We start from the raw sequence: 12063 nt of genomic DNA, 5'->3' as shown, positions 1-12063 counted from the left end.
TTCCCGTTAAAATCGCCGGCTTACCCTGCCATTCCGGCAGCTGGGCAACACGAGAACCTCATGGTCAAGATCCGTCTTACCCGTGGCGGCGCCAAGAAGCGCCCCTTCTACCACATCATCGTCACCGACAGCCGCAGCGCCCGCGACGGCCGCAACATCGAGCGCGTCGGCTACTACAACCCGGTCGCTTCGGGTAACGACAAGCGCGTCGAGCTGAACGTCGAGCGCGTGCAGCACTGGGTCGGCAACGGCGCCCAGATGACCGACAAGGTCGCCGACCTCTACAAGCAGGTCGTCAAGGCGCAGGCCGCGGCCTGATGTCCGCGCCCGTGCATGGCGCGGGCGGTAGCGATACGAACAAACCGGGGCGCCGCATCCTTGTTGGAAGGGTGGTCGGCGCCTTCGGCGTTCGTGGGGAAGTGAAACTCGAGAGCTGGACCGAGCCGCGCTCGGCCATCTTCGGCTACCGGCCCTGGATCCTCCGCGACGCGCGCGGCAACGAGCGCGAGCTGATGGGCGTGCGCGGCCGGCAGGTCGGCAAGGGCCTGTCCGCCGAGATTCCGGGCGTCGAGGACCGCGACGCCGCCGAGGCGATGCGCGGCACCGAGGTCTACGTCGACCGCTCCGCGCTGCCCAGGCCCGCCGAGGGCGAGTTCTACTGGATCGACCTCGAAGGGCTCGAGGTGGTGAACGTCGAGGGCGTCGCGCTCGGGCGCGTCAGCCACCTGTTCGCCACGGGCGCCAACGACGTGCTGGTGGCCCGCGACGGCGATCGCGAGCGGATGATCCCGTTCGTGCGCCCCCAGTACGTCACCGCCATCGATTTCGACGCCGGCCGCATCACGGTCGACTGGGATCCCGATTTCTGATCGCGCGGGGCCGCAGGGTCCCGCGTCGAAGCTACGCCGTCCGCGCTTCGCGGCGGCCCGCGAGCCACGCATGCGCATCGACGTCGTCAGCCTGTTCCCCGAGTTCGTCGCGCAGTGCGCGGCCTTCGGCGTCGTCGGGCGCGCGGTGGAGCGCGGGCTGCTGTCGATCCACGGCACCAATCCGCGCGACTTCGCCGAGGGCAACTACCGCCGCGTGGATGATCGCCCGTTCGGTGGCGGCCCCGGCATGGTCATGCTGATCGAGCCGCTGCGCCGCGCACTCGACGCGGCGCGCCGGGCAGGCGAGGGGCCCTCGCGGGTGGTCTACATGAGCCCGCAGGGGCGTCGGCTGGATCAGGCCGGCGTACGTCGCCTCGCCGCCGAGCCGCGGCTGATCGTGCTCTGCGGCCGCTACGAGGGCGTGGACGAGCGTCTGATCCGCGCCGAGGTCGACGAGGAGGTCTCGATCGGCGATTACGTGCTGTCCGGTGGCGAACTGCCCGCCGCGGTGCTGGTCGACGCGATCGCGCGGCTTCAGGACGGCGTGCTCAACGACACCGAGTCCGCCCAGCAGGACAGCTTCGAGGACGGACTGCTCGACTGCCCGCATTACACCCGGCCGGTCGAGCACGACCTCGGCCGCGTGCCGGACGTGCTGCTGTCGGGCGACCACGCGCGCATCGCGCGCTGGCGGCGCATGCAGTCGCTGGGGCGCACGGCCGCGCGGCGCCCGGACCTGCTGGACGGGCGCGAGCTCTCCAAGGCCGACCGCGAGCTGCTGCAGGCTTACCGCGAAGAAGCGGCCGCAACGGCCGCCGGCGCCGGCGGAACCGCGACCGCCGGTCCGGAAACCGGCTAAGCCCTAGCCACCAAAAGGAAAACCCCGCTACAATTGCGGGCTTCGCTCCACCAGCCGGCACGCGGGTCCACGCGCACTCGCGGCTCTACAACGACACCAACAGGCAAAAGCCCATGAACAAGCCGTCCATCAATACGCTGCTCCAGAACTTCGAAGCCGAGCAGATCACCCGCAAGCTTCCTGAGTTCAGCCAGGGCGACACCGTCGTCGTGAACGTGAAGGTCAAGGAAGGCAACCGTGAGCGCGTGCAGGCTTACGAGGGCGTGGTCATCGGCATCAAGAACGCCGGCCTGAACTCCTCGTTCACGGTTCGCAAGATCTCGCACGGCTTCGGCGTCGAGCGCGTGTTCCAGACGCACTCCGCCACGATCGACTCGGTCGACGTGAAGCGCCGCGGCAAGGTCCGCGCCGGCAAGCTGTACTACCTGCGTGGCCTGCAGGGCAAGAAGGCGCGCATCAAGGAAGATCTGGCCGGCAACGCGAAGGCCAAGGCCGCTGCTGCCGCCGCCGCCGCTGCCGCCGAGTAGTCGCGCCGCAGTGGTTCTGCGACGGCCGCCTTCGGGCGGCCGTTCGCGTTTGCGGCCCTCGACGACGCGTGCACCGCGGACTGTCAGGCTGATGAGGTGTCGATCGAGCGTCGCGACTGCGGAATGCGGGCCCACGGGCGGCTGGAACGGTTCCTAGCGCCTCGTCGCCGGGGGGCACGTTCGCGGTGGGCTTCGATGGGTCGCCCGCGTTGAAGGATCCGATCGAGTCCGTCGGCATTCCGCATGTCGAGATCGGGCGGGTGATCGTCGATGGCCGCATTGCTTCACTCATGCATCGGCTGCGCGGTGGCGAATCCATCAGCGTGTTTCCGCGGCTCGTGCAGCCCGCCGGCGATCCGCCACGCTTCGTGCTCGACGTGCACCTCGGCCGCCTTGCCGGCTATTTGCGCCTGCTGGGCATCGATACCGCTTACCGCAACAATGCCGGTGACGACGCGCTGGTGGCCCTCGGCACCGCCGAGGGCAGGGTGCTGCTGACGCGCGACACCGGCCTGCTCAAGCGCACCCGCCTTGGGCCGGCAGCCTTCGTGTATGCGACCGCGCCGCTCGAACAGCTCGCCGAAATGAACGCGCGCTTTGGACTCGCCGTGGCCTTCGCGCCGTTCACGCGCTGCGCCCATTGCAACGGCGTGGTGGCGCCCACAGAGCTGGCGAACGTGGTCGACGCCATACCCGCTGGCGCCCGCCGCAGCGCCACACGCTTCAGCCGCTGCGGAGACTGCCGCCGCGTCTACTGGAACGGTAGCCATGTCGTCCGGCTGCGCGAGCGGCTCGCCGCGGCCGGTATCGTGCTTCCGCCCGAACCCCCGATCCAACCGACATCACCAACGCATGACCGAATCCCTCCCGCTCGCTTCCGTCCGCATCGATCAGTGGCTCTGGGCCGCTCGCTTCTTCAAGACCCGTTCGCTCGCCAAGCAGGCGATCGAGACCGGCCGCGTAGAAGTCGACGGCCAGCGCGTCAAGGCATCGCGCGCGGTGAGGGAGGGCGATGCGCTTTGCATCCTGCGCGGCGACGAGCGATTCGAGGTACGCGTGCTGGGCCTGAGTACCGTTCGCGGGTCCGCACCGGTCGCGCAGGCGCTGTACGCCGAGACAGAGGAATCAAAGGCGCTGCGCGAACAGGCGCGTGCGGAGCGGGCCGCGGCGCGCGACGGCTACCGCGCGCCCGAACAGCGCCCCGACAAGCGTGCGCGCCGCCTTATCCGCGCGCTGGGCGACATCGACGCCGCCTGAGCGCTTCGCCACGAGCGCCTCAGAGCCGTGGGCGCGGGCTGCGCATTTCCGCCGTCTGCACCGGTAGCGGGCCGAGCCCGTCGTCGTCCAGGCCGGGCATGTCCATGCCCGCGATCGCATCGCGATGCGGCATCGCCTCTGCCGGCTCGCGACCGCGCATGCCTTCCACCTCGGCGGCCAGCGCCGCGCGCAGCCCGTCCGGCGTGGCGCGCGGCGTGGTCGCGCCATCGGCGTCCGCCGGCGTGAAAAGGCGGCGTGCCAGATACGCCATGAGGGTCGGGGCGAGCGCGCGCAGCAGCGCATCGGCACGCACGCTGTCGAGGCCGCTCGCGGTGGCGACGCCGTCCGCCGTGGAGATGCGATGCTCGCCCAGGATCGCATCGAGCACCGCATCGCGCCGGGCGCCTCCGGCGATCGCCGTGGCGAGCGCGTTGGACGGGTCGACGCCGCGGTGGTCGAACTCGAGCGCGCCCAGCAGCGCGCGGGCACCTCCGTCGCCCTGCACCGCGTGATGCGTGGCGCCGATGAGCACGCGCAGCGCGACGTCCGTCGCAGCGGTGGCCACGTCGCGCGAAACGTCGAGGTACTCGGCCAGGCGCCGCGTGGGCTCGCCGCGCAGCTGGTCGTGGAGGTCGTCGAGCAGGGGACCGTTCATCGCGTCTCTCCGTATTGCGGGCGCCAGTCAGCCACGCACGGCATCGACGGCCCGTGACGGATCGCGCGTCGCCTGGCCGAGGTGCAGGCGCACGTCCGCGGCCTGCACGCCGACGGCGCTGACGGCTTCCTGCAGTTCCTCGGCGCTGCAGCCGAGTTCGCGGCACCAGTACGCCGCTTCCTGCTCGTCGTTGACGTTGACGCGTTCGGGGTCGTTGGGGATTCGATGGCTCATGGCGGCTCCGTGTCGGGCGTCCATCGAAACATCTCGTACGTCGATCGCGCGAAAAAGGCCCGGCCGGAGCCGGGCCTTCGCACCGGGAAACGCTTGCGATCAGCTCGCCACGGGTTCGACCGAGTCGGTCGCGCTGGTGCCCTTGAGGCGATCGTCGCCGGCCGGATCCGGTGCGAGCGCGCGCGCCACGCCGGCGGCATAGGCCGGGTCGGCCTTGGCGAAGTGCGCCAGCTGGCGACGCACGATCACCTCGGGAACGCCCTGCATCGCGGCGGCGATATTGTCGAACAGGCGCTGTTTCTGGCCCTCGTCGAACAGTCGGAACAGATTGCCGGCCTGCGTGTAATCGTCGTGGTCGTCGCGATGGCTGTAGCGGTCGGCCATGTCGCCGATCTTCAGCGGCGGCTCGCGGTACTGCGGCGCCTGCTGTGCGCTGCCGGCGACGGAATTCGGCTCGTAGTACGCGTCGGGGCTGCCGGTCTGCAGGCCGAAGAAGCGCATCGAGCCATCGCGGTGGTAGCTGTGCACGGGGCAGCGCGGGCGGTTCACCGGCAGCGCCTCGTAATGCGTGCCGATGCGGTAACGGTGCGCGTCGGCATAGGCGAAGATGCGGCCCTGCAGCACGCGGTCCGGCGAGAAGCCGATGCCGGGCACGATGTTCGAGGGCGAGAACGCGGCCTGCTCGATCTCGGCGAAGTAGTTGTCGGCATTGCGGTTGAGTTCGACCACGCCCACCTCTATCAGCGGAAAATCCTTGTGCGGCCACACCTTGGTGAGGTCGAAGGGATTCCAGCCGGTGCGCGCCGACCACTCGTCCGCCATGTCCTCGGTCATGATCTGCACGCACATCCGCCAGCGCGGGTAGTCGCCGCGCTCGACGGCCGCGAACAGGTCCTCCTGCGTGGATTCGCGCGTGCGGCCGACGACTTCGGCGGCCTCGGCGTTCGTCCAGTGGCGATGACCCTGCATCGACTTGAAGTGGAACTTCACCCACACGCGCTGGCCTTCGTCGTTGACGAAGCTGTAGGTATGCGAGCCGTAGCCGTTCATGTGGCGCACGTCGGTGGGCAGGCCGCGGTCGGAGAACAGGATGGTGATCTGGTGCAGCGACTCGGGCGAGAGCGACCAGAAATCCCACATCGCCGTCGGCGAGCGCAGGTTGGTGCGCGGGTGGCGCTTCTGCGTGCGGATGAAGTCGGGGAACTTCATCGGATCACGAATGAAGAACACCGGCGTGTTGTTGCCGACGAGGTCCCAGTTGCCTTCCTCGGTGTAGAACTTCACGGCGAAGCCGCGCACGTCGCGCTCGGCGTCGGCGGCGCCCATCTCGCCGGCAACGGTGGAGAAGCGGATCAGCAGGTCGGTCTTCTTGCCGATCTCGGAGAACAGCTTCGCCTTCGTGTAGCGGCTGATGTCGCCGGTCACGGTGAGGCTGCCGTACGCGCCCCAGCCCTTGGCGTGGACGACGCGCTCCGGCACGCGCTCGCGGTTCTGGTGGGCGAGCTTCTCGACCAGCTGGTAGTCCTGCAGCAGCAGCGGGCCGCGCGGGCCGGCGCTGAGCGAATTCTGGTTGTCGGCGATGGGGTTGCCGGCGGTGGTCGTCATGACTGGGCACTGCGCGGCGTTGGGGTCGGGGCTGCTCATTGGTGACTCCTCGGTGGTGCGGCCAAGCTAGGCGGTAGGCGGCCTCGACGGAAATCGATTGTTCGGACCGCTGTGATAGGCCAGGCCTATATCCATCTGCTTGCGACGCAGGAGCCCGTCGGCGAACAATCGGGCGACAGGGGAGATGCCATGACCGATCACGTCGACCAGCCGCTCGAGCGGCTGACGTTCTTTTCCGATGCCGTCTTCGCCATCGCGATCACGCTGCTGGTGATCGAGGTGCATGTGCCCGAAGTGCCGCGAGGCGTCGGCGACATGGCGTACTGGCGGGCGCTCTGGCACCTGCTGCCGAACCTCATCGGCTTCTTCGTAAGCTTCGGCGTGATTGGCGCCTTCTGGGCCGGCCACCATCGCGCGATGTCATTGGCCTCGCGGTTCTCGCAGCGCATCGTCGGCTGGAACCTGATGCTGCTGGGCGCGATCGCCTTCATGCCGTTCCTCACGGCCTTCATGAGCGAGTACGCCGGCGCCCGCGTACCGGCGTCGCTCTATTGGGGCTGGATGCTGGTGACCGCGCTGCTCAACCTGCGCGTCAACACGCTGGCGACCGGGCCGGCGATGCGCGCGTCGACCACGACCGCCGACGACGTGCGCTTCATCCGCGGGCGCGGCATCGCGACGATCTGCGCATCGATCACCGCGCTCGCGCTCGCACAGCTCGCGCCGTTCTTCGCGCCGCTGGCGATGCTCACGCTGCCGCTGTGGCGCCGCCTGCTGTGCCGTCCGGCGACGACGGCGGCCCCCGAAGCCGCCTAGAGCAGCGAGCGCAGCCGGTACAGCGCCTCGAGCGCCTGCTTTGGCGTGAGGTCGTCCGGGTCGATGCCGGCCAGCGCATCCAGCGCAGCCGAACTCGGTGGGAACAGCGCGAACTGCTGCGGCGATTCGAGCGCCGACGCCGTCATCGGCGGACGCGGAGCGTCCGGCCGCTGCTGCTCGAGTTCCGCCAGCCGCGCGCGCGCCTGCGCGACGACCGCCTTCGGCAGGCCGGCCAGTGCCGCGACCTGCAGTCCGAAGCTCCGGTCCGCCGGGCCGTCCTTCACCGCGTGCATGAACACCAGACGGTCGCCGTGCTCGACGGCGTCGAGGTGCACGTTGGCGATGCCGCTGCCGGGCTCGGCGAGGCGCGTCAGCTCGAAATAGTGCGTGGCGAACAACGTGTAGGCGCGATTGACGCCCGCCAGATGCCGCGCGCAGGCCTCGGCCAGCGCCAGGCCGTCGTAGGTCGACGTGCCGCGGCCGATCTCGTCCATCAGCACCAGCGAGCGGTCCGTGGCGTGGTGGAGGATGTAGCTCGTCTCCGCCATCTCGACCATGAAGGTCGACTGGCCGCGCGCGAGGTCGTCGCCTGCGCCGATGCGGGTAAGGATGCGGTCGATCGGACCGATCACCGCCATCGACGCCGGCACGAAGCTGCCGATGTGCGCGAGCAGCACGATCAGCGCGTTCTGCCGCATGTACGTGCTCTTGCCGCCCATGTTCGGGCCCGTGATCACCAGCATGCGGCGGCCGGCGTGGTCGGGCGCGCAGTCGAGGATCAGGTCGTTGGGCTCGAACGGCGCGTCGCGCACGGCCTCGACGACCGGATGACGCCCGCGCTCGATGCGGATGCCCGGATGCTCGGTGAGTTCGGGTTGCGCCCAGTCCAGCGCCTGCGCGCGCTCGGCGAAGCAGGCGAGCACGTCCAGTTCCGAGAGTGCCGCAGCGCAGCGCTTGAGCGGCTCCAGCCCCTCGTTGAGCGCGTCGAGCAACTGCTCGTACAGGAGGCGCTCGCGGGCCAGCGCTCGCTCGCGGGCGCTCAGCACCTTGTCCTCGAACTGCTTGAGTTCCTCGGTGATGTAGCGCTCGGCGCCGGTCAGTGTCTGGCGGCGCGTGTAGTGCGCCGGCGCGCGCGAGGCCTGCGCCTTGCTGACCTCGATGTAGTAGCCGTGAACACGGTTGTAGCCGACCTTCAGCGTCGTGATGCCCGTCGCCTCGCGCTCGCGCACCTCCAGGTCGACGAGGAACTGGTCGGCGTTGGTCGACAGGCGGCGCAGCTCGTCGAGCTCGGCGTCGAAATCGTCAGCGAACACGCCGCCGTCGCGCGCGAGCACGGGCGGCTGCGGGACGATCGCCTCGGCGAGGTAGGCGGCCATCGCGTGGTGCTCGCCGAGCTCGTCGCGCAAGGCCTGAAGGCGCGGGGCGTCGAGCGGCGCCAGCGCATCGCGCAGGCCGGGCAACATGGCGAGCGCGTCGCGCAGTGTCGAAAGGTCGCGCGGACGCGCGCTTCGCAGTGCGACGCGGGCGAGGATGCGCTCGACGTCGCCCACCGCGCGCAGCCGCTCGCGCAGCGAGTCGTCGGCGCGCGAATCCATCAGCGTGGCGACCGCGTTGTGGCGCAGGCGCAGCACGCCGCGATCGCGCAGCGGGCGGTGCAGCCAGCGGCGCAGCAGGCGCCCGCCCATTGGCGTTACGGTGGAATCGAGCACGCCCAGCAGGGTGTGGCGGGTGTCGCCGTCGATGCGCGTGTCGAGTTCGAGATGACGTCGCGTCGCGGCGTTCATCGCGATCGCGCCGTCGCCCGACTCGACCGAGATCGAGGTCAGGTGCGGCAGCCGCTGCTTCTGCGTCTCCTCGACGTAGCCCAAGAGCGCGGCCGCCGCGGCGACGGCGAGCGGGCGGTCGTCGATGCCGAAGCCGGTGAGGTCATGTACGGCGAAGAAGCGCAGCAACTGGCGGCGGCCGCTGTCGAGGTCGAACAGCCAGGGCGCGCGGCGGCGCAGGCCGGTGCGGGCCGCGATGCATGCCGGCACCGAGTCCTCGTCGGGGCAGAGCACCTCCGCGGGATCGAGGCGCGCGATCTCGGCTTCGAGCTGGTCCTCGTTCGCCACCTCGTTGCACAGGAAGCGCCCGGCGGCAAGATCGGCCCAGGCCAGGCCCCAGCCGTTCTTCCCGCGCGCGACGGCCAGCAGCAGCGTGTCGCGGCGCTGGTCGAGCAGCGCCTCGTCGGTGACGGTGCCCGGCGTGACGATGCGCACGACCTTGCGCTCGACGATGCCCTTGCTCGCGGCGGGGTCGCCGATCTGCTCGCAGATCGCGACCGACTCGCCCAGCGCTACGAGCCGCGCGAGGTAGCTCTCGGCGGAGTGGTGCGGCACGCCGGCCATCGGGATCGGCTGGCCGGCCGAACTGCCGCGCTGGGTCAGCGTGATGTCCAGCAGCAGCGCGGCCTTGCGGGCGTCGTCGTAGAACAGTTCGTAGAAATCCCCCATCCGGAAGAACAGCAGCACGTCCGGGTGCTCCGCCTTGCAGGCGAAGAACTGCCGCATGAGCGGGGTATGGGCGTCGGCGGAGCGGACGTCGGCGCTGGCGTCTGGCACGGGATGCGTCGGTCGGGCAGGCCGGGCGGGGTGGTCCGGCGGGGCGACAGTATGCCCGCGACCGCCGTCCATAATGGCCGCATGGACCTTCCCACCGACAACGACCTGCGCTGCCTAGGCGAAATCCTCGCCCGCGCCGCGCTCGACCGCCACCTCACCGTGGTGACTGCCGAAAGCTGCACCGGCGGCTGGATCGCCAAGACGCTGACCGACCTCGCCGGCTCGTCCGCCTGGTTCGACTGCGGGATGGTGGTCTACAGCTACGAGGCCAAGCAGGCACTGCTGGGCGTGAATCCGCACACGCTGGAAACGCACGGCGCGGTGAGCCGCGAGACGGTGGTCGAGATGGTCTCGGGCGCATTGGTGCACTCGGCGGCCAGCCTGGCGGTCGCCGTCACCGGTATCGCGGGGCCGGGTGGCGGCACCCCGGACAAGCCCGTCGGCACGGTCTGGATCGGCTGGAAGCGCCGCGGCGGCTACCCGCAGGCGGCCGTCTTCCATTTCGAGGGCGACCGCGAGGCCGTCCGGCGCCAGACCGTGGGCCGGGCGCTGCGGGGACTGATCGAGCACGCGGGCTGACGAGCGGTCTTGCGGTTGGTGGTCGAGTTAGTAGTATTGCTACTAATGAACCTGACCGACACCCAGCAGGCGATCCTCGAAATGATCGCCGAGCGCATCGAGGCCGACGGCGTGCCGCCGTCGCAGACGGAAATCGCCGAGGTCTTCGGCTTCTCCAGCGTCCGCGCCGCGCAGTACCACCTGCAGGCGCTCGAGCAGGCCGGCGCGATCCGCCGGGTGCCGGGGCAGGCGCGGGGCATCCGTCTCGTGGCCACGCCGAACCGGCCGGCTGCCAATGCCTCCGACATGCTGCAGCTGCCGGTGCTCGGCCAGGTGGCTGCGGGCCTGCCGATCGGTGCCGACATCGGTTCCGACGACATGGTGCTACTCGACAAGAACCTGTTCGCGCCCGCGCCGGATTACCTGCTGCGAGTCAAGGGCGATTCGATGCGCGACGAGGGCATCTTCGATGGCGACCTCATCGGTGTGCATCGGACCAACGAGGCGCGCTCGGGGCAGATCGTCGTCGCCCGTATCGACGACGCGATCACCGTGAAGCTCTTGAAGATCGCCAAGGACCGTATCCGCCTGCTGCCGCGCAACCCCGACTTCGCGCCGATCGAAGTCGGCTCGGACCAGGACTTCGCGATCGAAGGCCTGTACTGCGGCCTCGTGCGGCCGAACCGCTGAGGCCGCGCGCATGAAGTTCGAGATCTACCGTTCCGGCGACTCGCTTCTGTCCCTGCAGTGGCGGTGGCGCCTCGTCGCGGCGAACGGCGAAGTGGTGGCCGACAGCGCCGAAGGCTACGTCAGCAAGTTCGACTGCGAGTACTCGATCGGGCTGGTGCGCTCGACCTCGCAGTCGACGCCGATCGTCGACGTTTCCGGCTGACGCCGCGGACATTTCCTACGACCGCCGAGCGGCTCGACCGACGGCGCCGGGCTGCCGCTCATCGCAAAGTTCAGCTGCGGATGCCATCGTCTCAACCCCTGCGATGTCCGCACACGAGAATCCTCCTACACCAATGAACACCAGGAACCCGTCAATGGATGAGAACAAGAAGCGCGCGCTTGCAGCGGCTCTCGGCCAGATCGAGAAGCAGTTCGGCAAGGGTTCGGTCATGCGCATGGGCGACCGCAGCGTCGAAGCCGTCGAGACCGTCGGCACGGGTTCCCTGATGCTCGACATCGCGCTCGGCATCGGCGGCCTGCCGCGCGGCCGCGTGGTGGAGATCTACGGCCCGGAGTCGTCGGGCAAGACCACGCTGACCCTGCAGGCGATCGCCGAATGCCAGAAGAAGGGCGGCACGGCGGCCTTCATCGACGCCGAGCACGCGCTCGACCCGATCTACGCCGCCAAGCTGGGCGTCAACGTCGACGACCTGCTGCTCTCACAGCCCGACACCGGCGAGCAGGCGCTCGAGATCGCCGACATGCTGGTGCGTTCGAACGCGGTTGACATGGTCGTGATCGACTCGGTCGCCGCGCTCACGCCGAAGGCGGAGATCGAAGGCGAGATGGGCGACCAGCTGCCGGGCCTGCAGGCCCGCCTGATGTCGCAGGCGCTGCGCAAGCTCACCGGCAACATCAAGCGCAGCAACACGCTGGTGATCTTCATCAACCAGCTGCGCATGAAGATCGGCATCATGATGCCGGGCCAAAGCCCCGAGACCACCACGGGCGGCAACGCGCTCAAGTTCTACGCCTCGGTCCGTCTCGACATCCGCCGCATCGGCTCGATCAAGAAGGGCGACGAGATCATCGGCAACCAGACCCGCATCAAGGTCGTCAAGAACAAGCTGGCGCCGCCGTTCAAGCAGGTCGTCACCGAGATCCTGTACGGCGAGGGCATCTCCCGCGAGGGCGAGCTGATCGACATGGGCGTGGACGCCAAGCTCGTCGAGAAGTCGGGTGCGTGGTACAGCTGCGACGGTGAGCGCATCGGGCAGGGCAAGGAGAACGCTCGCCAGTTCCTCAAGGAGAACCCGGCGATGGCCGCCAAGCTGGAGGCCGCCCTGCGCGAGAAGTTCGTGCCGGAGGAGATCAATCCGGCGGAAGCCGAAGCCGACGCCTGATCGAGGCG

General features: G+C 69.5%; 14 protein-coding genes and 1 pseudogene. 11 read left to right on the top strand and 4 right to left on the bottom strand.

The features are described 5' to 3' along the window. The first annotated feature begins 60 nt into the window (after positions 1-60). From rpsP to IE066_RS05670, 6 genes and pseudogenes are all read left to right on the top strand, one after another. Positions 61-318, top strand: a complete 258-nt coding sequence (rpsP, locus tag IE066_RS05695) for a 30S ribosomal protein S16 (protein ID WP_189447636.1) — start codon at positions 61-63, stop codon at positions 316-318. Further along, positions 318-869, top strand: a complete 552-nt coding sequence (gene rimM, locus IE066_RS05690; RefSeq protein WP_189447635.1) for a ribosome maturation factor RimM — start codon at positions 318-320, stop codon at positions 867-869. Before rpsP ends, rimM begins: the two co-directional genes overlap by 1 nt. Before the next feature lie 70 nt (positions 870-939). Further along, on the top strand, positions 940-1728 hold the full coding sequence (trmD, locus tag IE066_RS05685) for a tRNA (guanosine(37)-N1)-methyltransferase TrmD (protein ID WP_189447633.1): 789 nt from the start codon (positions 940-942) through the stop codon (positions 1726-1728). A 113-nt stretch (positions 1729-1841) separates the two neighbouring features. Next, the gene (gene rplS / locus IE066_RS05680) at positions 1842-2255 is read left to right on the top strand and encodes a 50S ribosomal protein L19 (RefSeq protein WP_189447631.1); all 414 of its coding nucleotides are present in this window, start codon (positions 1842-1844) and stop codon (positions 2253-2255) included. Positions 2256-2440: 185 nt separating this feature from the next. Continuing rightward, positions 2441-2986 (top strand): annotated as a pseudogene (locus tag IE066_RS14995) (Mut7-C RNAse domain-containing protein); the annotation flags it as partial. A gap of 121 nt (positions 2987-3107) precedes the next feature. Then, positions 3108-3512, top strand: a complete 405-nt coding sequence (locus tag IE066_RS05670; protein WP_189447629.1) for an RNA-binding S4 domain-containing protein — start codon at positions 3108-3110, stop codon at positions 3510-3512. A gap of 19 nt (positions 3513-3531) precedes the next feature. Here the strand turns inward: IE066_RS05670 and IE066_RS05665 are convergent, their stop codons facing one another. The 3 genes from IE066_RS05665 to IE066_RS05655 all read right to left on the bottom strand — a co-directional run bounded on the left by IE066_RS05665 (position 3532) and on the right by IE066_RS05655 (position 6045). Beyond that, positions 3532-4167 carry a DUF937 domain-containing protein gene (locus tag IE066_RS05665; RefSeq protein WP_189447627.1) on the bottom strand — a complete coding sequence of 212 codons (636 nt, stop codon included), beginning with the start codon at positions 4165-4167 and terminating at the stop codon, positions 3532-3534. 27 nt (positions 4168-4194) lie between these two features. Continuing rightward, a complete protein-coding gene (locus tag IE066_RS05660) occupies positions 4195-4401 on the bottom strand; it encodes a DUF3606 domain-containing protein (protein WP_189447625.1) in 207 nt (68 codons plus the stop codon). 99 nt (positions 4402-4500) lie between these two features. Next, positions 4501-6045 carry a catalase gene (locus IE066_RS05655; RefSeq protein ID WP_189447623.1) on the bottom strand — a complete coding sequence of 515 codons (1545 nt, stop codon included), beginning with the start codon at positions 6043-6045 and terminating at the stop codon, positions 4501-4503. 150 nt (positions 6046-6195) lie between these two features. Between IE066_RS05655 and IE066_RS05650 the strand changes: the two genes are divergently transcribed. Further along, the gene (locus IE066_RS05650) at positions 6196-6822 is read left to right on the top strand and encodes a TMEM175 family protein (protein ID WP_189447621.1); all 627 of its coding nucleotides are present in this window, start codon (positions 6196-6198) and stop codon (positions 6820-6822) included. Here IE066_RS05650 and mutS read toward each other — a convergent pair. Then, positions 6819-9371 carry a DNA mismatch repair protein MutS gene (mutS, locus tag IE066_RS05645; RefSeq protein WP_229790739.1) on the bottom strand — a complete coding sequence of 851 codons (2553 nt, stop codon included), beginning with the start codon at positions 9369-9371 and terminating at the stop codon, positions 6819-6821. The two genes, IE066_RS05650 and mutS, sit on opposite strands and share 4 nt — an antisense overlap. Positions 9372-9503: 132 nt before the next feature. Between mutS and IE066_RS05640 the strand changes: the two genes are divergently transcribed. From IE066_RS05640 to recA, 4 genes are all read left to right on the top strand, one after another. Next, on the top strand, positions 9504-10001 hold the full coding sequence (locus IE066_RS05640; RefSeq protein WP_189447617.1) for a CinA family protein: 498 nt from the start codon (positions 9504-9506) through the stop codon (positions 9999-10001). Between the two features lie 45 nt (positions 10002-10046). After that, positions 10047-10670: a transcriptional repressor LexA gene (lexA, locus tag IE066_RS05635; protein WP_189447615.1), complete on the top strand. Its 624-nt coding sequence runs from the start codon at positions 10047-10049 to the stop codon at positions 10668-10670. 10 nt (positions 10671-10680) lie between these two features. Beyond that, positions 10681-10872: a YegP family protein gene (locus IE066_RS05630; protein WP_189447613.1), complete on the top strand. Its 192-nt coding sequence runs from the start codon at positions 10681-10683 to the stop codon at positions 10870-10872. 154 nt (positions 10873-11026) lie between these two features. Beyond that, positions 11027-12055, top strand: a complete 1029-nt coding sequence (recA, locus tag IE066_RS05625) for a recombinase RecA (RefSeq protein WP_189447612.1) — start codon at positions 11027-11029, stop codon at positions 12053-12055. Positions 12056-12063 lie beyond the last annotated feature (8 nt).

Origin of the sequence: Cognatilysobacter xinjiangensis (assembly GCF_014651995.1) — a bacterium.
Classification (GTDB): Bacteria; Pseudomonadota; Gammaproteobacteria; order Xanthomonadales; family Xanthomonadaceae; genus Cognatilysobacter; species Cognatilysobacter xinjiangensis.
This window is presented reverse-complemented; position numbering and strand designations above follow the sequence as displayed.

What these genes read in the sequence shown, in the direction of transcription:
- IE066_RS05640 (WP_189447617.1), top strand. Translation starts at nt 9,504, where the DNA reads ATGGACCTTCCCACCGACAACGACCTGCGCTGCCTAGGCGAAATCCTC.
- IE066_RS05630 (WP_189447613.1), top strand. Translation starts at nt 10,681, where the DNA reads ATGAAGTTCGAGATCTACCGTTCCGGCGACTCGCTTCTGTCCCTGCAG.
- rimM (WP_189447635.1), top strand. Translation starts at nt 318, where the DNA reads ATGTCCGCGCCCGTGCATGGCGCGGGCGGTAGCGATACGAACAAACCG.
- recA (WP_189447612.1), top strand. Translation starts at nt 11,027, where the DNA reads ATGGATGAGAACAAGAAGCGCGCGCTTGCAGCGGCTCTCGGCCAGATC.
- trmD (WP_189447633.1), top strand. Translation starts at nt 940, where the DNA reads ATGCGCATCGACGTCGTCAGCCTGTTCCCCGAGTTCGTCGCGCAGTGC.
- IE066_RS05670 (WP_189447629.1), top strand. Translation starts at nt 3,108, where the DNA reads ATGACCGAATCCCTCCCGCTCGCTTCCGTCCGCATCGATCAGTGGCTC.
- mutS (WP_229790739.1), bottom strand. Translation starts at nt 9,371, where the DNA reads ATGCGGCAGTTCTTCGCCTGCAAGGCGGAGCACCCGGACGTGCTGCTG.
- lexA (WP_189447615.1), top strand. Translation starts at nt 10,047, where the DNA reads ATGAACCTGACCGACACCCAGCAGGCGATCCTCGAAATGATCGCCGAG.
- IE066_RS05655 (WP_189447623.1), bottom strand. Translation starts at nt 6,045, where the DNA reads ATGAGCAGCCCCGACCCCAACGCCGCGCAGTGCCCAGTCATGACGACC.
- IE066_RS05665 (WP_189447627.1), bottom strand. Translation starts at nt 4,167, where the DNA reads ATGAACGGTCCCCTGCTCGACGACCTCCACGACCAGCTGCGCGGCGAG.
- IE066_RS05650 (WP_189447621.1), top strand. Translation starts at nt 6,196, where the DNA reads ATGACCGATCACGTCGACCAGCCGCTCGAGCGGCTGACGTTCTTTTCC.
- rplS (WP_189447631.1), top strand. Translation starts at nt 1,842, where the DNA reads ATGAACAAGCCGTCCATCAATACGCTGCTCCAGAACTTCGAAGCCGAG.
- rpsP (WP_189447636.1), top strand. Translation starts at nt 61, where the DNA reads ATGGTCAAGATCCGTCTTACCCGTGGCGGCGCCAAGAAGCGCCCCTTC.
- IE066_RS05660 (WP_189447625.1), bottom strand. Translation starts at nt 4,401, where the DNA reads ATGAGCCATCGAATCCCCAACGACCCCGAACGCGTCAACGTCAACGAC.